General features: G+C 59.9%; 17 protein-coding genes. 8 read left to right on the top strand and 9 right to left on the bottom strand.

Going from position 1 to position 20,165, the window contains the following annotated elements; genetic code table 11:
* Positions 1-18: 18 nt before the first annotated feature.
* From M1D87_RS12345 to M1D87_RS12370, 6 genes are read left to right on the top strand one after another with little or no spacing between them, the layout of a single operon-like run.
* Positions 19-2,889 (top strand): aminotransferase class III-fold pyridoxal phosphate-dependent enzyme, encoded by a 2,871-nt coding sequence (locus tag M1D87_RS12345; protein ID WP_421091542.1) that lies wholly within the window; start codon positions 19-21, stop codon positions 2,887-2,889.
* Positions 2,890-2,898: 9 nt separating this feature from the next.
* Positions 2,899-3,636: a 3-oxoacyl-ACP reductase family protein gene (locus M1D87_RS12350; RefSeq protein ID WP_232880899.1), complete on the top strand. Its 738-nt coding sequence runs from the start codon at positions 2,899-2,901 to the stop codon at positions 3,634-3,636.
* Positions 3,633-4,397: an SDR family NAD(P)-dependent oxidoreductase gene (locus tag M1D87_RS12355; protein WP_232880901.1), complete on the top strand. Its 765-nt coding sequence runs from the start codon at positions 3,633-3,635 to the stop codon at positions 4,395-4,397. The genes M1D87_RS12350 and M1D87_RS12355 overlap by 4 nt, the downstream gene beginning before the upstream one ends.
* 2 nt (positions 4,398-4,399) lie before the next feature.
* Positions 4,400-5,683 (top strand): DUF1302 family protein, encoded by a 1,284-nt coding sequence (locus M1D87_RS12360; RefSeq protein WP_232880903.1) that lies wholly within the window; start codon positions 4,400-4,402, stop codon positions 5,681-5,683.
* Between the two features lie 51 nt (positions 5,684-5,734).
* Positions 5,735-6,571 carry an outer membrane lipoprotein-sorting protein gene (locus M1D87_RS12365; RefSeq protein ID WP_232880904.1) on the top strand — a complete coding sequence of 279 codons (837 nt, stop codon included), beginning with the start codon at positions 5,735-5,737 and terminating at the stop codon, positions 6,569-6,571.
* Positions 6,572-6,604: 33 nt separating this feature from the next.
* Positions 6,605-9,214 (top strand): efflux RND transporter permease subunit, encoded by a 2,610-nt coding sequence (locus tag M1D87_RS12370; protein WP_322265671.1) that lies wholly within the window; start codon positions 6,605-6,607, stop codon positions 9,212-9,214.
* A gap of 69 nt (positions 9,215-9,283) precedes the next feature.
* Here the strand turns inward: M1D87_RS12370 and M1D87_RS12375 are convergent, their stop codons facing one another.
* The 6 genes from M1D87_RS12375 to M1D87_RS12400 form a co-directional block, all read right to left on the bottom strand.
* The gene (locus tag M1D87_RS12375; RefSeq protein WP_003256870.1) at positions 9,284-9,667 is read right to left on the bottom strand and encodes a MerR family transcriptional regulator; all 384 of its coding nucleotides are present in this window, start codon (positions 9,665-9,667) and stop codon (positions 9,284-9,286) included.
* 164 nt (positions 9,668-9,831) lie between these two features.
* Complete coding sequence (locus M1D87_RS12380) at positions 9,832-10,410, bottom strand: NAD(P)H-dependent oxidoreductase (protein WP_039612922.1); 579 nt, start codon at positions 10,408-10,410, stop codon at positions 9,832-9,834.
* A 370-nt stretch (positions 10,411-10,780) separates the two neighbouring features.
* A complete protein-coding gene (locus M1D87_RS12385) occupies positions 10,781-11,878 on the bottom strand; it encodes an alkene reductase (protein WP_223997935.1) in 1,098 nt (365 codons plus the stop codon).
* An 18-nt stretch (positions 11,879-11,896) separates the two neighbouring features.
* The gene (locus tag M1D87_RS12390; protein ID WP_085719850.1) at positions 11,897-12,685 is read right to left on the bottom strand and encodes an SDR family NAD(P)-dependent oxidoreductase; all 789 of its coding nucleotides are present in this window, start codon (positions 12,683-12,685) and stop codon (positions 11,897-11,899) included.
* 46 nt (positions 12,686-12,731) lie between these two features.
* Positions 12,732-13,730, bottom strand: coding sequence for an NADP-dependent oxidoreductase (locus M1D87_RS12395; protein WP_085719852.1), 999 nt, complete (start codon positions 13,728-13,730; stop codon positions 12,732-12,734).
* Positions 13,731-13,760: 30 nt separating this feature from the next.
* Complete coding sequence (locus tag M1D87_RS12400; RefSeq protein ID WP_143492623.1) at positions 13,761-14,624, bottom strand: alpha/beta fold hydrolase; 864 nt, start codon at positions 14,622-14,624, stop codon at positions 13,761-13,763.
* Positions 14,625-14,800: 176 nt separating this feature from the next.
* Here M1D87_RS12400 and M1D87_RS12405 point away from each other — a divergent pair, with 176 nt between their 5' ends.
* Complete coding sequence (locus M1D87_RS12405; RefSeq protein ID WP_232880906.1) at positions 14,801-15,238, top strand: winged helix-turn-helix transcriptional regulator; 438 nt, start codon at positions 14,801-14,803, stop codon at positions 15,236-15,238.
* 520 nt (positions 15,239-15,758) lie between these two features.
* Here the strand turns inward: M1D87_RS12405 and M1D87_RS12410 are convergent.
* The gene (locus tag M1D87_RS12410; protein ID WP_085719860.1) at positions 15,759-16,364 is read right to left on the bottom strand and encodes a TetR/AcrR family transcriptional regulator; all 606 of its coding nucleotides are present in this window, start codon (positions 16,362-16,364) and stop codon (positions 15,759-15,761) included.
* Between the two features lie 334 nt (positions 16,365-16,698).
* Here M1D87_RS12410 and M1D87_RS12415 point away from each other — a divergent pair, with 334 nt between their 5' ends.
* Positions 16,699-17,550, top strand: coding sequence for a LysR family transcriptional regulator (locus M1D87_RS12415; RefSeq protein WP_189121013.1), 852 nt, complete (start codon positions 16,699-16,701; stop codon positions 17,548-17,550).
* Between the two features lie 14 nt (positions 17,551-17,564).
* Here M1D87_RS12415 and M1D87_RS12420 read toward each other — a convergent pair whose 3' ends face one another.
* On the bottom strand, positions 17,565-19,019 hold the full coding sequence (locus M1D87_RS12420; protein WP_085719863.1) for an MFS transporter: 1,455 nt from the start codon (positions 19,017-19,019) through the stop codon (positions 17,565-17,567).
* Positions 19,020-19,196: 177 nt separating this feature from the next.
* A complete protein-coding gene (locus M1D87_RS12425) occupies positions 19,197-20,162 on the bottom strand; it encodes a DMT family transporter (RefSeq protein WP_409280070.1) in 966 nt (321 codons plus the stop codon).
* Between the last annotated feature and the right edge of the window lie 3 nt (positions 20,163-20,165).

A 20,165-nucleotide genomic window follows, 5' to 3' on the forward strand; every position in this document is an offset into this window, starting at 1 on the left:
TTCAGGGATATGACAGTCATGGATTATCGCGATTTCGTTCGGCCCAAATTCGTCGGCCTGCTCCAGGCACTGGGCCTGGAGTGTGAGTTTCAGCGCGCCCTCGGTAGCCAGTTGTTCTACCGCAACCCCAAGGGCGACATGGTCACGGTCACCGACTTTCTCGGCGGTTACGGTGCGGCACTGTTCGGCCACAACGACCCACAGTTTGTCGATCAGCTCTGTGCGCTGCTGCGCAGCGACGTGCCGTTCAACGCACAAATGTCGATCCGCGGTGCGGCCGGGCAATTGGGGCGAGAGCTCAGTGACGCCTTCAATCGCGAACTGAAGAACACCGAACGTTACATTTCGACTTTCTCCAACAGTGGCGCAGAGGCCGTGGAAATCGCCGTCAAGCACGCGGAGTTCCGTCGCCAGAAGAGCCTGCAAAAGCAGTTCGACGACATCGATTTCACCCTGGCCAGCCTGACCGCCAGCGAACGCGCTTATCGCGAGCTGGATGTAGCCGAGCTCGACCTGCCTGCAGGTGTCCTGCCAGCCAATCTGAACAGCGTGACCTTGCGTCAGGTGGTTGAAGCCGTTCGCCAACACAACCTGGCGCAGCTGCATATCGAACCGGTATTTATCGCCCTGCGCGGCAGCTTCCACGGCAAATTGGTCAATACCGTGCAACTGACCTATGGCCGTCAGTACCGCGCGCCGTTTGCCCGTTTTGGTCTGAACGTCGAGTTCATCGACCCCCAGCAGCCCCATCAGTTGCAGGAATTGCCCGCCCGGCACACGCACCATTGGCTGAGCCTGCAATGGGACGGCGAACATTTGAACGTGCTGAAACTACCGTTCAGCGCGATTACCGCCGTGTTGATGGAGCCGATTCAGGGCGAAGGCGGTATCAACGAGTTCGCGGCCGAGTTCTACCTGGGGCTGCGCAAGCTGTGTAACGAGCAACAATGCCCGCTGGTGATCGATGAAGTGCAGTCAGGTTTTGGTCGCGCCGGGACGTTTCTTGCCAGCAGCCAGTTCAACCTGCAAGGCGACTACTACTGCCTGTCCAAGGCCCTCGGCGGCGGCTTGATGAAAATCGCCGCGACGGTGATCCGCAGCAGCCACTACGAAGGCGAGTTCAGCTACATCCACAGCTCGACCTTCGCCGAGGACGATCCGTCCTGCCATATCGCGCTGTCGGCATTGCGCCGGTTGTTCGCCAATGACGACGCGATGCTCAAAGACATACGCACCAAGGGCGCCTACCTCAAAGCCTCGCTCAATGAACTGAAGATGGCCTATCCGGATGTGATCGCCGATGTGCGCGGGCGCGGCTTGCTGGTAGGTTTGGAACTGCACGACCTGAGTGTCAGCAGCTCGCTGGTACAGGCGTCGGCCCAGTACAACGATGCCTTGGGCTACTTGATCGCCGGCTACCTGTTGCAATTCGAAGCGTTGCGGGTAGCACCGTCGGGCAGCAACTCCAACGTGATTCGCCTGGAGCCGCCAGCCTGTATCACCCTGGGCGAAATCGACGGGCTGATCGGTGCCCTGCAACGAGTCTGTGACATGCTGCGCCGTGGCGATGCGCTGCCGTTGGCGGCGGGTATCTGCGCGGACTCGATTCCCGCCGTGCCAGCCCGTCAGGACGATTTTCGGGTGGCCGAGCCCGTTGAAAAAATCGATGCCAAGGTCGAAGTCGTCGCCCGGGTAGCGTTCATCAACCACCTGATCGATGCCGATATCCTCGGTGACGTCGATCCCTCGCTGGCAGCCCTGAGCCCGGAACAGAAACGCACATTCATCAACCGCACCAAGCCTGAACGCCGCGCTGCGCCAGTCGGCCCGGTGATCATTCGGTCGCGCCTGGGCATGGCGGTGGAGTTCACGTTGTACCCGCTGTGCATGGATTCGGATGCCATGGCCGAGTACATCCTCAGCGGTGACCTGGACAGCATTCGCGAAGAAGTCGGCAGGCGTGTTACCGATGCCCGCGCCGATGGCTGCAGCATCGCCGGCCTCGGGATGTACACCTCGATCGTCACCAACAATTGTCAGGCGCTGAAGATTGCCGACATGGCGCTGACGTCCGGCAATGCCCTGACCATCGGCATGGGGCTCGAAGCCATCGAGCAAGGCTGTGTACAGCAAGGTCTGGCACTGCGCGAGCAAACCGCTGCCGTTGTCGGCGCCGCCGGTAACGTTGCGTCGACCTATGCCTCGTTGCTGTCCGCCACTGTCGATCACCTGATTCTGATTGGCAGCGGTCGTGACGGCTCGGTTCGGCGCCTGGAGAAAACTGCGCAACAGATTTACGCCGACGCGGCGCGTTCGATCCTCAAAGGCACGGCCGAACATGACCGGTTGGCGCAGCGACTGCTGGCCCTTGATGGTTTTCGTGGCTTGTTGCATTCACATGGACAAAAAGCCGACCTCGGTTTGCACATCGCCCGTCTGGTGGATGAGCGCCTTGGCGCGAACGCCTTCATCACGGTCACCAACGATCTCGAAGCCCTCAAGGGTGCACGGATTGTCCTGTGCGCTGCCAATGCGCCTCAGCCGTTCCTCGGCGCCGAACATTTCGCCGAGCGCAGCGTGATTTGCGATATCGCCGTGCCGCTGAACGTTCATCAAGACATGCCGAGCCAACGCGAAGACGTGCTCTACATGCACGGCGGCATCGTCCAGACGCCGTTCGACGACGGCCTGGCGCCCAACGTGCGGGCCTACCTGAAAAAAGGTCAGCTGTATGCGTGCATGGCCGAGTCGGTGTTGATGGGCTTGTCTGGCATGAGCCAGCACGGCTCCTACGGCGATATCAGCCGTGAGCAAGTTCAACAGGTCCGCGCACTGGCCGCGACCCACGGCTTAACCCTTGCGCAATTCAAAACTCAAAACTCGCTTTAAGGAGCGGTCATGACTCAGAAAATAGCCGTCGTGACCGGCGGCAGTCGCGGCATTGGCAAGTCCGTCGTGCTGGCCCTGGCCGGCGCGGGTTATCAGGTTGCCTTCAGTTATGTCCGTGACGAGGCGTCAGCCGCTGCCTTGCAGGCGCAGGTCGAAGGGCTCGGCCGGGAGTGCCTGGCTGTGCAGTGTGATGTCAAGGATGCGCAGAGCATTCAGGCGTTTTTTGAACGGGTCGAGCAGCGTTTCGAGCGTATCGACTTGTTGGTCAACAACGCCGGTATTACCCGTGACGGTTTGCTCGCCGCGCAATCGTTGAGCGACATCACCGAGGTCATCCAGACCAACCTGGTCGGCACGTTGTTGTGCTGTCAGCAGGTGCTGCCCTGCATGATGCGCCAACGCAGCGGGTGCATCGTCAACCTCAGTTCGGTGGCCGCGCAAAAGCCCGGCAAGGGCCAGAGCAACTACGCCGCGGCCAAAGGCGGTGTAGAAGCATTGACGCGCGCACTGGCGGTGGAGTTGGCGCCGCGCAACATCCGGGTCAACGCGGTGGCGCCCGGCATCGTCAGCACCGACATGAGCGAAGCCCTGGTCGGCGCCCATGAGCAGGAAATCCAGTCGCGGCTGTTGATCAAACGGTTCGCCCGGCCTGAAGAAATTGCCGACGCGGTGCTGTATCTGGCCGAGCGCGGCCTGTACGTCACGGGCGAAGTCTTGCCCGTCAACGGCGGATTGAAAATGCTATGAGCCAGGCACGCACGATTGTGATTACCGGCGCGGCCAATGGTATTGGCCGCGCCGTCGCGGAAAATTTTGCAGCCCAGGCCGAGCACCTTTTGATCTTGCTTGATCGGGATCTGGCAACCTTGCAGCGGTGGGTCACCGAGGGCGAATTTGCTGCTCGCATCGAAACCCATCAAGCGGACATCGCCGATCTGGCCAGCCTGCAACTTCTGTTCAAGGGCCTGGCCAACCGGGTCGGCTTTGTCGATGTGCTGGTCAACAGCGCCGGGGTCTGCGACGAGAACGAGCCCGAAGACCTGGACAACTGGCACAAGGTGATTTCGATCAACCTCAACGGCACTTTTTACGTCACCTCGTTGTGCCTGCCACTGATGGCGGATGGTGGGCGGATCGTCAACATGTCTTCGATCCTCGGTCGAGCGGGCAAGGTCCGCAACACCGCTTACTGCGCCTCCAAGCACGGCATCATCGGCATGACCAAGGCCTTGGCGCTGGACCTGGCGCCACGGCGAATCACCGTCAATGCCATCCTGCCCGCCTGGATCGACACACCGATGCTGCAAGGCGAATTGGCGGCTCAGGCGCGCATCGCCGGGATCACCCACGAGCAAATCCTGCGCAATGCCAAGAAGAAGTTGCCCCTGCGGCGCTTCATTCAGGGCGACGAAGTGGCGGCCATGGTCCGTTATCTGGCGAGCCCGCAGGCGAGTGGTGTCACAGCGCAAAGCCTGATGATCGACGGCGGTGCCGGGTTGGGAATGTAGCCATGGCTCGACTGGGATTGAACCGCGGCCTTTTGGCCGCGCTGGTCAGCCTCGGCTCGCCGGTAGCGATCGCCGAGTGGTTGCCGGAGCATCATGAAGCGGAGATCGGCGTAGCCACGGCCGTGCGTCTGCACGGTGACGACCAGGTCACGCAAAAGGCCGTGTACCTCAAGTTCAGCCTGGAGGATGCCTGGGACAGCGGCTACTACAAGGCCAAGGGCCGAGCCCGTTACGACTTCCGTTATGACGGCAACAATCCCTACAGTGCGCAAGCCCGGGACGATTACCGGGCAACCGCCGATTGGCGGCACCTTTACTGGGGGCTCTACGTCGGTGACGGCGAGCTGACGGTGGGCTGGCAGCAGGTGGTGTGGGGGCGTGCAGATGAATTACGGGTGCTGGATCAGATCAACCCGCTGGACTATCGCGAGGGGGTGATCGGTCTGTTGGAAGACAGCCGCATCGCCGTGCCGATGATTCGCCTGGTGCAGCCGGTCGCCGAGTGGGAGCTGGAAGCGCTGGTGATCACTGATTTCGTGAAAAACCAGGCGCCGGCCGTCGGCAGTGAGTTCGATGCACCGATTTTTGCCACACCCGATCCGCAGATGTTTGTGGTCGATTCGCGGCCCGGTTATGACGGTCACAGTGGCTTCGGTTATGGCGCCAGTGCCAACGGCCGGATCGGCACGGTGGATGTCAGCTTCGTTGCCCTCAACGCCCGCCAGCAGGACCCGGTTTACGCCGTCGAAGGCCAGACCGAAGAGGGCCTGATTCGCCTCGAACGGCAATTCCCGCGCTATTCCATGGGCGGCGCCAGTGTGGCCATCGATGCCGGCCACAGCATCGTGGTACGCAGTGAAGTCGCCTACTTCGACAATTGGCGCGTCACCAATCCTTACCGCGCTTACGGCAGCGACCAGAAGGCGATGACCAAGTCGCTGCTGGGCGTCGATTACCTGTGGCGGGACTGGCTGATCTCGACGCAGTGGCAACATCAGCGGCTGCTCGACTGGCAGCCCGGCATGGTCCAGGACAAACGCGACGACCTGTTAACCGTGTCTGCCGAAGGATCGCAGTTCCAGGATCGCCTCAAGACCCGTCTGGTTTTCGGCATGTCGCCGCCAGCGCAGGACGACAGTTTCGTTCAGGGGATCTTCACCTACAAACCGGTGGACTGGCTCAAGTTGGGGCTCGAAGTCGATGTGTTCTTCGGCAAGCCCGACCGCCAGTTCGGTGCTTACGCCAACCGCGATCAGGTGCGCTTGTCCGCCGGTTATCTGTTCTGACCACACCGGTGCCGGTGTGCGAACCACTCAAACAATGAAAAGGAAATCGCGATGTTGCCCATCTTCAAGACCCTGACTGTAAGCGCACTGTTGCTGAGCGCCGCTGCCGCCATGGCAGCTGAACCACGCACGGCCGACGACATCATTCGCCAGGCCCGGGACCGCGATGACGGCAAGAGCTTCATGTCCCAGGTGTCCCTGATCCTGATCGACAAGCAAGGTAAGAGCCGCATCCGCGAGTTCAGTTACCTGCAAAAGGATTACCCGGACAGCGACAAATTCACCATGTATTTCTCCGCGCCGAGTGATGTGCGTGACGTCGCCTTCCACATCGAAAACCCGCGCGAGGCCCTGGGCCTCGAAGACAGCCAATGGATGTATTTGCCGGTCAGCCGACAGACCCGAAGGATTTCCACCACCGACAAACGCGGGGCGTTCATGGGTAGCGACTACTCCTATGCCGACCTCGACAAGATTCGCGCCGAAGACTATCGCCAAACGCTGGTTGGCGAAGAGCAGTTGCAGGGCCGCGATTGCTACGTGATCGAGCGTGAGCCGGCGACGCCTGCCGTGCTGGCCAAGACCGGCTACAACAAGCTCAAGGTCTGGGTTGACAAGAAAAACTCACTGGTGCTGCGCCAGGACTTTTTCGATGTAAAAGGTGTGATGTTCAAGCAGATGCGCACTCTGAAGACTGAAACCATCGACCAGATCGACAGCATTACCTTCAGCGAAACCGAAGACTTCATCGCCGGTACGCGCTCTCAGCTGCGCTTCAACCAGTTGCAGTACAACGTCGCGCTGGACGACCGCCTGTTCACGCAGACCGCGATCAAGCGTGGGCTGAAAGCCGGCGACTTGCCGGAATACGCCGTGTCTGCCCGCTAAGCGCCGCTCTCGATTCATCTGGAACCCTCATTCATGGAAAGATACCTGAACTTCGTCGAGCGCTATGCGCGGGCAATTGTGTTCGTGCTGGTGGCGATCACCGCCTACTTCACCTACACCCTCGGCGCGCTGATGTCGGACACCAATCCGTATCTGCTCAAGGACACTCACCCGGCGCGCAAGACGATCATTGATTTGCAGCGCGAGTTCACCGGTACATATGACTCGGTCATGGTGGCGCTGAGCAACCCCGAGAGTGTCTTCAACACCACGTCGCTGAACGCGCAGTTCGAGTTGTCCCAGGCCATACGCCGGCTGATGCTGGCGAACGATGAGGACCGTGTCGAACTGCAGCGCATCGTTGGCCTCCACAGTGGCGATCCCGATGCCCAGGCCTTGCTGGTGCAGATCCTCGCCGAAGGTTTTTCGCAGAACGATTACGCTGCCGCCAAAGCGCTGCGCGACCATGGGATTGCCCGGCACTGGGACAGCCACGACCTGCAGTTCCTGAGCTTTCTTGCCGAGCGGCTTAACCCGATCCAGGAAATGGCCTCGATGGCTGACCTGGAAAACATCAGCTTGAGTGCCGATGGCGAGTTGTGGATCCACAAGACCCTGCACGCCCTGGATATGGACCCGAGCAAGGTCGAAGCGCAGATCATGGGCAACGAGCAGATGGTTGGTGGCGTCGTCTCGGCGGACAAGAAAGTCGCCATGGTCGTCGCCGAACTGGGCACCAAACAGGACGACGCTCAGGCCCAGTTGCGTGCCTATCACCAGGTCCGCGAGATTATCGCAAAGTACCAGGCCGCTCATCCGGAGTTCACCGATGAGGTATTCATCGCCGGCATGCCGATCTTCATTGCGGCCCAGCAGGAGATCATCGATCACGACCTGGCGATGCTGTTCCCGATCGTGTTCCTGTTGGTGACTTCTCTGCTGGTTTTCTTCTTTCGCAAACCACTTGGCGTGGTGCTGCCGCTGTTCAATATCCTGTTCTGCACCATCTGGACCCTTGGCCTGATGGCGTTGCTGCGTGTACCGATGGACTTGCTCACCAGTGTGTTGCCGGTGTTCCTGTTCACCATCTGTTGTGCCGACGCGATCCACGTCATGGCCGAGTATTACGAACAGCTCAATTCGGGCAAGTCTTTCCGCGAAGCCAACCGAGAAACCCAGCGCCTGATGGTCACGCCCGTCGTTCTGACAACGGTCACGACTATTGCGACGTTCTTGATTTCCACCACCAACAACATTGTCAGCATCCGCAACTTTGGCGTGTTCATGTCCATCGGCCTGACGGCGGCGCTGATCATTTCGTTGCTACTGATCCCGGCGTGGATTTCGATCTGGGGCAAAGATGCCGTCCCGCGCAAAGTGCAACTCAAAGAGTCGCTGATCTCCCACTATCTGGTGGTGTTCTGTGCCTGGCTGATTCGCTGGCGCAAGCCGGTATTGCTGGTGACCCTGCCGTTGTTGGCGATGATGACGGTGTTCACGTTCAAGGTGGATATCGAAGACTCGGGCATTGCCTACTTCAAGAAGGACAGCCCGGTGCGGATGTCCGACGAGTTCATCAACCGGGCCGGGGTCGCGGGTACCTCGCCGGGCTGGATCGCTTTCGACACTAAGACTCCGCGTGGCGCGCTGACCACTGAAACCGTGCAGTTCCTCGAGCGTCTGGACCAGTTCATCAGGGCCCAGCCGAACGTGAGTTACACCTATTCGGTGGCCACCTACATCAAGCGCATGAACCTCGTGCTCAACGACATGAACCCTGCTTTCCTGCGGGTGCCGCAGGCGGTGGAGCAGGTGACGGTGGTCGATGATGACGGGAAACCGGAGACCTTCGATGTCGATGGCAACTCGCTCATCGAACAACACATCATGATGTTCGAGAACGGTGGCGGCACCGACTTGCAGAACGTGCTCAATGCCGATTACTCGAAGGCGGTGACGCTGTTCACCATGACCTCCTCTGTGGCGGGCGATTACCAGGCGATGCTCGATAAACTGGACGCCTGGCTGGCGATCAACAAACCGGCCAACCTGCAAGTCACCCATGCCGGTACGCCGTACATATGGACCGGGGTGTTGCAGGAAATCACCCAGGGTCAGGTGCTGAGCTTCTCGCTGGCGTTGCTGGCCGTGACCTTGATGATGATGTTCTGGCTCAAGTCAGTACGCCTGGGCATCCTCGGCATGCTGACGTTGCTGACCACGTCGGTGACGGTGTACGGCAGCATGTACCTGTTGGATATCGAGTTGAACATCGGTACCACACTGGTGACGTTCCTGGTGGTGGGCGTCGTGGATTACGCCGTTCACCTGCTGTCACGGATCAAGATGCTGGTGCAGAAGGGCGCCGAGGTCGACGAGGCCATCCTGGCGGCCATGCAGGGCGTCGGGCGTTCGACGGTGGTCAATGTCGTGATCTTCTCGATGGGCTTTGTCGCGTTGCTGTTCTCCGCCTACAAACCCGTCATTGACCTGGGTGTGCTGGTGATACTGGCGCTGTCATCCAGTGGCTTCATGACCATTTTGTTGGTCACGCTGATTTCGCCGTGGTTCTTTGCCTCGATTGTGCCGCAACCAGCAGTGCAAAAGGGCGAGCAGCCGCGGGGTGAGGCTGTGCCAGGCTAAATCGCTGGGGCGCCTGCGTGTTGAAAACGGCACGGGGCGCCATGGCCGTTCAGGGGCGGCGGTGCGGATTCAGCGGGCTTTTTCCAGGTGTTCGAACTGGCATTGCATCTGAGCATCTTTGAGGCTCAGCTCAAACTCGACCAAGCCGTCATGCACTTTCTGCAACGCCTGGATCTGTCCCATCAATTCCTGTTTTTTGTTATCGATGGCCTGCATGGCCAGATCCCAGGGCAGCTCCTGGCCGCGATGATCCTGCAGAATGGCCTGCATTTCCTTGAGCTTGAAACCGAGTTGCTGAGCGCATTTGATGAAGGTCAGCAGCTCTACGCTTTGCTGGCTGTAGATGCGGTACTTGCCTTCGCGTTGCGGGGGGGGCAACAGGCCGATTTCTTCGTAATGTCGAATGCTTTTGACGGTGGTGCCCGACAGCTGGGCGGCTTTGCCGATGTACATGAAAATCCCTTTTTGACGCATCAGAAGCGAAAAGATGTCGCGCGCTCGCACAGGCGCGCGACATCTTTGCACAAGCGTCAGGGGGTTGGAAGCCAAGTTGGGCAAGGTGTCGCAGCAGGGAGGCTCGGCTGGGCAGTGCAGGGGCACGGCACGACCGGGGCCGATCAGCGACTGGCGACTGCCTGGACTTGTTTGAGCCAGGCTTCACGCTGTTCCGGCTTGGAGCCCAATACCGGACCGAAGGTCAGGGTTTTCAGAGGTTTTATGCCGCAGAACTCCAGGGTGGTCTTGCGCATTTGGTGCAGGCCCGGCATGCGATACACCCACCGGTAGTACCACGGCGGCGTGTCCATGGTCACCAATAGGTGAGCCGTGCGGCCCTTGAGCAGCTTATCCGGGAAGGGCGAGCCCTTGCGGTACTTGAAGGCAAAACCGGGCAGAAACACGCGGTCGAAGAACCCCTTGAGCAACGCCGGAATGCCGCCCCACCAGATCGGGTACACAAATGTCAGGTGTTCGGCCCAGGTAATGTCGTTCTGTGCGGCGATCAGATCGGGCTCAAGCAACTGGACCTGGTTATAGCCATCGTGCAGGACCGGATCGAAATCCAGGGTGTCCAGGCGCAGCAAGCGCACCTCATGGCCTGCTTGCGTGGCGGCCTCGACGTAACGTTCGGACACAGCGCCGCAAAAGCTGTCGTTCGAAGGGTGGCCGAGGATTACGAGCATGCGTTTGCTCTTCATGACAAACTCCAGGTAATGAAGTGCCAAGGGTAAAGTCTGCCCCTTACGGTAGAGTCAAGCGTTGCCGGTTAGCGGTAATGTACCCCCAGAAATACCCTTCGATACCCTCATCAGAATGCGCGATCGAGAACGGCGATTTATGACAGCTTTCGAACAGGCCCTCGCTGGACTTTAGTGCACCTCCACGGTTGCGTGGCCGATAACGGGACAGGGCTGGGTCCGTTTGGGAATGCTTTCACGAACGGCTGCTATCGACCCATTGCGGACATTGAATACAACGAAGTTAACCAAGATTCAGCAGCAAAAGAGGTCCAAAGCGGTCAGTCGCCTTCCTCGGTTCAATGTGGCAGTTCGGAGGGGACGTCAGACATCAATAATCGGTATATCCCTTTTCTCCAGGGGTGTAAAAGGTAGAGCTATCAGGTTCTACCAAGTTCTGTCCCGATGCTAGCTTGGTGACCAAGTCTGGATTCGAGATAAACGGACGACCGAAAGCCACCAGGTCGCCACGCTGCGCGTCGAGGTCTGCATTGGCGCGAGCGACATCGTAGCCACCGGAGAGTATGTACAAGCCGTTGAACGCGTCACGGATAGCGGATTTCAACTCTGGGCTGACTTCCGGCGCCCCTATGGCGCTGTGATCGACGATGTGAATATAGAGCAGACCGAGCGCATTCAATTCCTTGATTAGGTGCAGGTACAGCGCGTCCATATCGGGATCTGGCAGTTGGCCGTTGAAGACCCCATACGGCGAGATACGCATGCCAACCCGCTCCGCGCCAATTGCGTTGACAGTTGCCCTTGCGACTTCGACCGCGAAGCGGATGCGGTTTTCGACCGGGCCTCCCCAGCGATCATCACGCTGGTTGGATGCGGTATTGAGGAATTGGTCAATCAAGTAGCCATTCGCTGCATGCAGCTCGACGCCATCGAAACCCGCCTGTATCGCCAGTTTGGCTGAGGCTGCATATTCGCGGATGCTCTGGGCAATGTCCGCCTCGCTCATGACGTGGGGCACTGGGTGCGGCTGCATGCCTTCGCTGTCGGTCCACATCTCGCCAGGAGCTGCGATCGCCGAAGGTCCCAAGACGCGGGCGCCTGCCGGCAGGTTCGCGGGGTGGCTGATCCGCCCTGTGTGCATCAATTGCACAAAAATCCTGCCCCCGGCCTGATGGACACCATCGGTCACGCTTCGCCAGCCTTGCACGTGCTCGTCGTTGAAAAGGCCAGGGATACGTGGGTACCCCAGGCCATTGTGTGATGGAGAGGTACCTTCGGTAATGATCAGTCCGGCGTCCGCCCGAAGGCGGTAGTACTCTGCCATCAGTTCATTGGGCAGGTTTCCGATCGCGCGGCTGCGGGTCAGCGGCGCCATGACAATGCGGTTCTTCAGCGTGAGGTTGCCGAGCTGGGCAGATGTGAACAAGCGGTCGTTCATAGTGGTTTCCTTGGTGATGGATTCGATCATTCGTACACAATCACGCGCTCAAGGTTGTAGCTGATATCGTTCAGCTGCGTGGGCTTGCCGAATGTCAGACATCAGGCCTTGGCGCGCACCTTCCAGCGCACTCCAGCGTTCAGCAATATGAAGCGGCGGGATGGTTACTAACTCGCGACGGTCAAAACCGATCAGTGCAGCATCGACCAGCTCACCGACCTCCATCACCTCCGGGAGAGTATTGACGTCAACGCCGGCACGCTCCCAAATCTCGGTGCGGGTCGCTGCCGGAAGCACCGCTTGCACGTACACACCCTTGGGTGACAGCTCCTGGCTCAGACCCTGTGACAGAAAAAGCACGAAGGCTTTGGTCGCTCCATAGATCGACATGCCAAACTCGGGCGCAAAACCCACCACCGAACCCACGTTGACGATTGCACCGGTGCCCGACTGCGTGAAGCGCGGCGCGATCGCAGCAGCGAGCCGCGTCAGCGCGGTGATGTTGAGCGTGATAAGGCGTTCGATGGCGTCGGCAGACTGGTCCAGGAACCCACCCGATTGGGCCATCCCCGCGTTATTGATCAATACCCCGATATTCGCGTCATCGCGCAGTCGATTTTCAAGGACGGACAGGTCTGCCGAGCTTGTCAGGTCAGCTGGCAGCACCTCAACGGCCACTTTGCTTTCCTTACGCAAGCGAAATGCAAGCTCATCCATGCGCGATTTGTCGCGCGCAACAAGGATGAGATCGTGGCCGCGACGGGCGAACCGCTCGGCGTAGGTGGCGCCGATGCCACTAGAGGCACCGGTTATAAGTACGGTCGGACGTGTGATCATTGAGATTACCTTTATGTCGATGGTTTTGTGAGCAACAGGGCGGCAATCACATTTGGATTACGACCTTGCCTTTGGAGCGCCCTTGAGCAAGGTACTCAAGCGCATCCTTTGCTTCCTCGAACGGGAATATCCGATCGATCACCGGCTGAATTTGCTGAGCTTCCAGAAGCTTGCCGATTTCGGCGAGTTGGCTACCGTTGGGATGCACGAAAAGAAACGAGTATTTAAGGCTCCGCCTCTTTGCCAGACGCATGATCTTGCGGCTCATCAGCCCGAATACGAAGGTCAAAAAGACATTCAGCCGTTTGGCACGCGCGAATGCAGCATCCAATGGGCCAATGAGTGAGACGATCTGGCTTCCTGGTCTGAGGATGGACATGGATTTTTCAATCGCATCCCCCCTTACGGTTCCGAGTACCGCGTCATAGTCGCGCAGCACCGTCTCAAATTCCTGCGTCTTGTAGTCCACAACTTCGTCCGCACCCAGAGCGCGCACCAGTTCAACGTTGCCTGTACTGGTGGTGGTTCCCACCTTTGCCCCAAGATGTTTCGCCAGTTGGATTGCAAACGTACCAATCCCGCCCGAACCAGCAGGAATGAATACCTTCTGTCCAGGGTGAAGATTGATGCGCTCCTTCAGCGCTTGCCATGAGGTGAGGCCGACCATTGGGATCGACGCGGCCTGCACGAAGCTCAGATTGGCCGGTTTCAGCGCGGCAGCGCACTCTGGCACAACTGCGAAATCAGCAATCGCCCCTGTGCCAAGATCGAAGATGCTGGCGAAGACAGCATCGCCTGGCTTGAAGCGGGTCACGCTACTACCAACCTCGGTCACTATGCCGGCCAGATCGCTACCCAGTGTGGCTGGCAGTTGGAAATGCAATACAGGCTTGAACATCCCCGTCGGAATCATGTTGTCGATCGGGTTCAGGCCGGCAGCGTGGACCTGTACCAATAATTCGTCAGCCTTCAACGTGGGCCGGGGAATGTCGGCTAACCCGATGTCGGGTGATTTGCCATAGCGCTTGAAGGTTAGTGCTTTCATAGTTCGGTTATTCATCATGGTTTTTAATACTTACTGTTCAGAACCGTCAGATAGAAAATCCCGTACCGCAGATACAAAAGCCTGGTGGTGTTGAAAGACGCCTCCATGACCGGAATTGGGATATTTCGTCAGTTGGGCATTCGGTAGGCGGCGCGCCATATCAGCCGAGAGGCTGCTGTCGACCATAAGGTCGTTGTCACCGTTTGCTACGAAAACTGGCTGTTTGATAAGGGTGAGATCGTGAGGTGGGCTCAAGCCCCATTGACGGATAGCTTTCAGCTGGGCGTTGCGCGCCTGAAGTGATATTGCCTTGTCGAGATTCCCACTCCTCGTTTTCAGCGAGGCGAGATAATCGCTTGCAGCACGCTTGCCTTCGGGGGTGCGAGGGAAAAACAGAAAGTTCCTTGGATCGGTCCAGGTCAGCGCGGCCTTGATGTAGGCAAGCGCAGCGACTTTGGTGACCTTATCGATACCACCACCACCCCGTGGGCCCGTTCCAGCGAGGATAATCCGCCGTACGAGATCGGGAGCCTGGAGAGCCACGGCCTGTGCCACACCACCGCCCATCGAGAAACCGAGCAGATCGACCTTGTCGAAACCCAATGTACGGATGAAGGCAATAGCATCCCGTCCCATTTCCTCAATGGTGTGAGGAACTGAGCCTCCCGAAGCCCCGACACCGCGATTATCGAAAGCAATCACCCGACGATGGACCGCTATACCGTCGATAACACGCGGGTCCCAGTCGTCCAGGACTGCCATCAGGTGGTGCAATAAAACCAACGGCACACCAGACTCGACGCCAAGATCACGGTAAGCGAATGCCACCCCGCCAACGTCAATTGTATGGGTGGTGGCATCTTTCCATTTCGCAGCCTCCAGCGGCCGCGCCATTTGGGTGGGGCCGGTGCCCGAAGACGCTGAGTCTGCCGGAGCGTAGGCCGGATTTTTCGCGCTCATCAAGGAAGTCTCCCGAACGGGTGGATGGCTCATCATCGGAGTGTTACTATCAATTTGATACAGACAATACTACCCTTTTGAAGGCAGGTCACTATCAAAATAGTATGGACATGAAAAATAGCTGCGATAACCCATGCCCGATCGCCCGCAGCCTGGCTGTCGCTGGTGACTCCTGGAGCGTGCTGATTCTGCGGGATGCCCATGCGGGCCTCTCTCGCTTTGACCAATTCCGAAAAAGCCTAGGTATTGCACCGACGATGCTGACCCGCCGACTGGCGACATTGACGGAGGAGGGGTTACTGGAGAAGCGACGCTATTCGGAGCACCCTCCACGGGAGGAGTATCTGCTAACCGCTGCGGGTCGCGATTTTCTGCCTGTGCTTTTCATGATCGGTGCATGGGGGCGGCAGCACCGAGGCGGTGGCAAGCTGACTCGCTTCTTTGACGCCGAAACAGGCACGGAAATCAAAGCGGTTGCCGTGGATGAGGTGACAGGCGCAAAGATCGGCACGCGCCCCATGCGCATTGTTGTACCTGACGAAAGCTGACATGACCTCTGAGCCCGTCGGTAGATCATTGGGCTATTATCAGATCGAATATCGACCATCTAGCGATGGCGTACTCCCTCTCAGCAACTGTTAATTGGTGAGAAGCTTTGCTTTGTCACCGCAGCCCAAAGCTCTCTCCTCGCGCGCATAACCCAGTCGTGGATAGCCGCAGTTCCTTAGCAGTACTTTGTAAATTGCTGCTACTGCCGGTTTCCAACCAAGGCATCACGAGCGGTAGGTCTTGTACCCAATAATTATGATCGACATCAAAAAATTGACTTTATTGATGATGATCGTAATCATTAGGCCGATGGTTTCTGAACCTTAGGACGCTCGATGCGAAAGCCTGTACCTGATACTACCGAATGTGTAGATGCCCTCCATCCGACTGAGATGACAACTGCTCAGTCATGTGGTGAGAGCGAGGAGAAGGTCAAGCTTGGGGAATTGGCTGAGGACTCCGCAGACGCGGGCGGCATGATCTCCATTCCGGGGCACCCACCTTTCAAGTGGAACGGACTCATGCTTGAGCAGTGATACTCGTGGGAATGAATGACCTACAGTGATCGCCTTTACGGCGTATCTTATCCAGGATCTGCTCACGACATTGGCTGAGCACCTCATCAGCAAGTGGAGAGTCGTCCGGGCAGGCTCGAGACAGAATCAAGGCGCCGAGAGCGTGTGCGAAGGTATTGATGATTTCGGCACGGCCCGCTCCAGCCTCCTCATCCTTGCCTTGTAATACCTCCAGTAATTCTTCGATCCCAGCTTCATAAGCTGCTTTGATGTCATCGGACTGGCGAGCGGCGTCTGCGCCCAGTGCTGCTACCGTGCAACCGTTGCCTCTCTCATCGCGGTGCTCTCGGGATAAGTAAAATTTGACGAAGTCAGCCAACTGGATGCCCTGCATCTGCTCGACCGTCCTGCTGATTCCACAAGTGGTTGCTTCGCCCATCAAATCCGCCTTGGACTTGAAGTGCTTATAAAACCCGCCGTGGGTGAAGCCGGCGGCAGCCATGAGGTCTGCAACACCGACACCGTCGTAGCCGCGCTCACGGAACAGTCTCGAAGAAGTCTCTACGATGTGGGCCCTGTTAGCTTGCACCTGGTCCTTTGTGACCTTCATGTCTCTTCTCTCTTTGATGGCAAGGCAACCAATACCTTACATTGATGACGCGCATCATCAAAGGCGCTTTGGGGTTTGATCTCGATCATCATCTGAATCGCACCTGGTTTCGTAGACACGTCGAACGGTTGCTTTGGGTCGATAGCGGCCTGTCGCGTACGGCAGTTTTCGACCTAAAGCGGATAACTGTCCAATCCTCTGTGGTCAGTACCGGCCTCATCGCTGGCAACAGCGGCTGCCACCGGTACCGCACAGGAATGGCAGCCGCTCAGGGGATTGCAGCCACGCCGTCATTGTTGCACCCTCATCACTCATTCTGGCACGGGAGGGCAGCATGGACTGGAGTGACATGCGGATCTTCCTGGCGGTTGCTCGCAGTGGCTCGTTGGGAGGGGCCGCCAGGGCGCTGGAGGTCAGTCACCCGACGGTCGGGCGACGCTTGCAGGTGCTCGAACAGGCCAGTGGGCAAGCGTTCTTCCTGCGCACTGCCCAGGGGCTGGTGCTCACCGACAATGGCGAGCGGATTCTCGACCTGGCGCTGGCCATGGAGCACAGTGCGCTGGCCATCGAACGTCGCCTGGCGGGGCATGGCGATCAGCCGGAGGGGCTGTTGCGCATCTCCTCGGCCGACTGGTTCGCCTGCCATGTCCTGTCGCCAGTGCTGGTCGAACTGGCACGACGGTATCCATTGATCGTGCCCGAAGTCATTGCCGGGCATCGGCTGTTCGACCTTGCCCGCCGCGATGCCGACATCGCTTTCCGGATCGTGCCCTTCACCGAGCCTGACATCGTCCAGCGCAAGTTGACAACCTTGCCGTACGGGCTCTACACCGCAGTGCATGCCCCAGCGCCAAACCCGGACGGCGAGGGCCTGGGGTTGATCCTGATGAACATTGCCCAGGCCCATTACCCGGATGTGCACTGGCTGCAGCAGCGTTACCCGCAGGCCCGCACCGTGTTCACCAGCAGCAGCCGGACGGTTCAGGCACAGATGTGCGCGCAAGGGCTGGGGGTCGCCGTGTTGCCACGTATGCTCGGCGACTCGGTACCCGGCCTGCGGCTGCTGGACGAGCACCAGCCACCACCGGGGCGGGACATCTGGATGGGCTATCACCGCGACATGCGTCAACTGGACCGGCTGCGTGCACTGGCCGACCTTGCCTCCAGCATGATCGGCGCAGGGTAGCAGGTTGCCGCCGCTCAGCTCGGGCGCATCGACGCTGCCTCCGCCAGCGGTGCCGGCTGCCGCGCCAACGTCAGGCTCAGCGCAACCCCTACAGCCAGGCAGGCGGCCATGCACAGCACGGCGACCGTGAAGGCGTGGCTGATGCGGGCTGCGGTTGCCTGCTCCCCCAGCACGGTATAGAACACGCCACCGATGACAGCCACGCTCAGCGAGGTGCTGATCTGCAAGGTCGCGCTGGTGATGCCTGCGATCATCCCGGCATACGCCGGTGCGACCCGGCCCGTGACCAGGCGCATCAACGTCGGCAGGGCCAGGCCCTGTCCCAGCCCGATCAGGAACAGGATGACCGCCAGGGACGTGAAGGGCGGGGCAAGGCCAGGGGGAGTCACTGACATCAGCCAACCCAGCCAGAGCAAGCCGATGACCTCCAGCGCCATGCCTACCGGGTTCACGTAACCGCCGAGCACGCGCCTGAGCAGGGGAACCGAGAGCGGTCCGATCAGGAAGCCGGCGCCGAACGGCAGGAAGACCAGGCCGGCATGCAGTGCGGTCATATGCAGTGCACCTTGCAGGTAGATCGAAAACAGCAGGAAGAACACGCCAATGGCGTAGAAGCACAGCGCTATGGATAACGCCCGGCCCAGCCCGGGGGCTTGCAGCGCGGCCGGTGCCAGCAAAGGGGTTCCGCCGGCGCGGTGCAGGCGCGCCTCGTAGCGCCAGAACAGCGCCCCCAGTACAGGCGCAGCGGCGAGCGACAGCCACGCCCACCACGGCCATCCCGCTTCGCGGCCCTCGATCAACGGCACGACCAAGGCGCCGAGGGCCAGCATCGACAACGCCGTACCCACCAGGTCCAGTTTGCTTGCCTGCAGCGCACGGGTGTCCTTTAGCACGGGGATACCGAATGCAATCACCAGCAGTGCAATTGGCAGGTTGACCAGGAATATCGCGCGCCAGCCCATGCCGAAGAGGTCGAGCGCGATCAGCACGCCACCCAGCGCCTGGCCGATCACTGACGCCAGGCCAAACACAGCCCCGTACAGGCTCAGGGCCAATGACTTTTCCGCTGCCGGAAAAATCGTCTGTACCGAGGCGAGTGCCTGCGGCGCCATCACGGCAGCGCTAACGCCCTGCAAGGCGCGCCCGAGCACCAGTACCCATGGCGCAGTCGCCACGCCGCACAGCAGCGAGGCAGCGGCGAAGCCCAGCAGGCCGACGAAGAACATCCGCCCGCGCCCATACAGGTCGCCAAGGCGCCCGCCAGTGATCAGCGTCACGGCATAGAGCGTCGCGTAGGATGCGATCACCAGCTGCTCGGCAGAGGCACCTGTGCCCAGGTCGGCCTGTATCGAGGGCAGCGCGACGTTGACGATGAAGAAATCCAGCGGAGGCAGAAACGCACCGACCAGCAAGATGGCGAACATCAACCAGCGCCGGGGTTCGCTGGCTTCGTTTTCGATTCGAGACATGACAGGCATCCTGTGTGGCAACTCAGGTTCGATACGCGTGCAGGCCAGGTTTCCTGGAGCAGGGTTGTCGCCCCGCTCGTGCCTGGCCGATGGGCCACACTCTAGGGAATCACATCCCGGCGCGCGCCTTACGAAACTGCACGGGCAACGTTCATTGCTGTCAGTCTCGCTGGCACCTCAGCGTGGGGTAGGGTGGTTGGGCTTGCGCTCATCGCGGCTGGCTTGCCGGGCCTCGGCGCGTACCACCAGGCAGATGCCGACCGCCGATAGCGCCATCCCCGCTGCCATGGGCCAGGACAACGGCTCATCGAACATCGCCCAGGCCCAGAGCAGGGTGATCGGCGGGCTGAGGTACAGCACGCTGGCGACGCGGGTGGCCGAGGACCTGCGCAGGCAGACCCAGTACAACCCATAGCCGCCAAGCGTCGACAGGACTGCGGTCCACGACACGCTCAGTGCAAAGCCTGCGCTGGTAACCGGTGCCAGGCTGCGTTGGCTGCCTTCGAGGGCGGCGAAGGCGAAACTGGAGACGAAACACTGCAGCGAGAGGTTGGGCAACAAGCCCATCGCCTGCACCTCGCTGCGTTTTTGCCACAACGTGGCGACCGCCAGCGAGCACATGCCGGCCACGGGCAGGCCATAGGCCCACACCGGTGCAGTGCCCAGCATCAGCGCATCGTGGGTCACCCACAGCACCCCCAACAGCCCGACGATCAGGCCGACCCACACCTGCAGCGGCAGGCGCTCGCCCAGTACCAGCGCTGCGAGCAGCGCCATGCCCAGTGGCAACAGGTCGGCACATAACGCGGCCAGGCCGGCGGGCACACCCAGGGCAATGCCCTGCGTCACGCCGGTCAGGTAGCCCGCCATGGCCAGCAGGCCGATGCCCGCGTGGCTCAGCAACACGGCAAACGGCGTATGGCGCAGGGCGCGCCAGACGAACGGGAACAACAGCAGGCTCACCACCAGGCAGCGCCAGAACACCACCAGCAGGGCGGGGTCATGATCGATGGAAAAGCGTGCACCGATGAACCCGGAACTCCAGGTCAGCAGCAGCGCGGCTTCAAGCAAGGGCAGCGGCAAGGCCCGCTGCCAGGGGCGACGGGTCGGCGTGGCGGGCGGGATCGGCGGGGGCTGGTTCATACC

The sequence above is a fragment of the Pseudomonas sp. SA233 genome, assembly GCF_054792385.1.

Excerpts from the sequence above, each read along its gene's own strand:
- M1D87_RS12400 (WP_143492623.1), bottom strand. The coding sequence starts at position 14,624 with ATGGCGCGGCCGCTGGAGGCTGCGAAATGGAAAGATGCCACCACCCAT.
- M1D87_RS12350 (WP_232880899.1), top strand. The coding sequence starts at position 2,899 with ATGACTCAGAAAATAGCCGTCGTGACCGGCGGCAGTCGCGGCATTGGC.
- M1D87_RS12410 (WP_085719860.1), bottom strand. The coding sequence starts at position 16,364 with ATGAAGGTCACAAAGGACCAGGTGCAAGCTAACAGGGCCCACATCGTA.
- M1D87_RS12390 (WP_085719850.1), bottom strand. The coding sequence starts at position 12,685 with ATGATCACACGTCCGACCGTACTTATAACCGGTGCCTCTAGTGGCATC.
- M1D87_RS12375 (WP_003256870.1), bottom strand. The coding sequence starts at position 9,667 with ATGTACATCGGCAAAGCCGCCCAGCTGTCGGGCACCACCGTCAAAAGC.
- M1D87_RS12370 (WP_322265671.1), top strand. The coding sequence starts at position 6,605 with ATGGAAAGATACCTGAACTTCGTCGAGCGCTATGCGCGGGCAATTGTG.
- M1D87_RS12345 (WP_421091542.1), top strand. The coding sequence starts at position 19 with ATGGATTATCGCGATTTCGTTCGGCCCAAATTCGTCGGCCTGCTCCAG.
- M1D87_RS12425 (WP_409280070.1), bottom strand. The coding sequence starts at position 20,162 with ATGAACCAGCCCCCGCCGATCCCGCCCGCCACGCCGACCCGTCGCCCC.
- M1D87_RS12360 (WP_232880903.1), top strand. The coding sequence starts at position 4,400 with ATGGCTCGACTGGGATTGAACCGCGGCCTTTTGGCCGCGCTGGTCAGC.
- M1D87_RS12355 (WP_232880901.1), top strand. The coding sequence starts at position 3,633 with ATGAGCCAGGCACGCACGATTGTGATTACCGGCGCGGCCAATGGTATT.
- M1D87_RS12405 (WP_232880906.1), top strand. The coding sequence starts at position 14,801 with ATGAAAAATAGCTGCGATAACCCATGCCCGATCGCCCGCAGCCTGGCT.
- M1D87_RS12385 (WP_223997935.1), bottom strand. The coding sequence starts at position 11,878 with ATGATCGAATCCATCACCAAGGAAACCACTATGAACGACCGCTTGTTC.
- M1D87_RS12365 (WP_232880904.1), top strand. The coding sequence starts at position 5,735 with ATGTTGCCCATCTTCAAGACCCTGACTGTAAGCGCACTGTTGCTGAGC.
- M1D87_RS12420 (WP_085719863.1), bottom strand. The coding sequence starts at position 19,019 with ATGTCTCGAATCGAAAACGAAGCCAGCGAACCCCGGCGCTGGTTGATG.
- M1D87_RS12380 (WP_039612922.1), bottom strand. The coding sequence starts at position 10,410 with ATGAAGAGCAAACGCATGCTCGTAATCCTCGGCCACCCTTCGAACGAC.
- M1D87_RS12395 (WP_085719852.1), bottom strand. The coding sequence starts at position 13,730 with ATGAAAGCACTAACCTTCAAGCGCTATGGCAAATCACCCGACATCGGG.
- M1D87_RS12415 (WP_189121013.1), top strand. The coding sequence starts at position 16,699 with ATGGACTGGAGTGACATGCGGATCTTCCTGGCGGTTGCTCGCAGTGGC.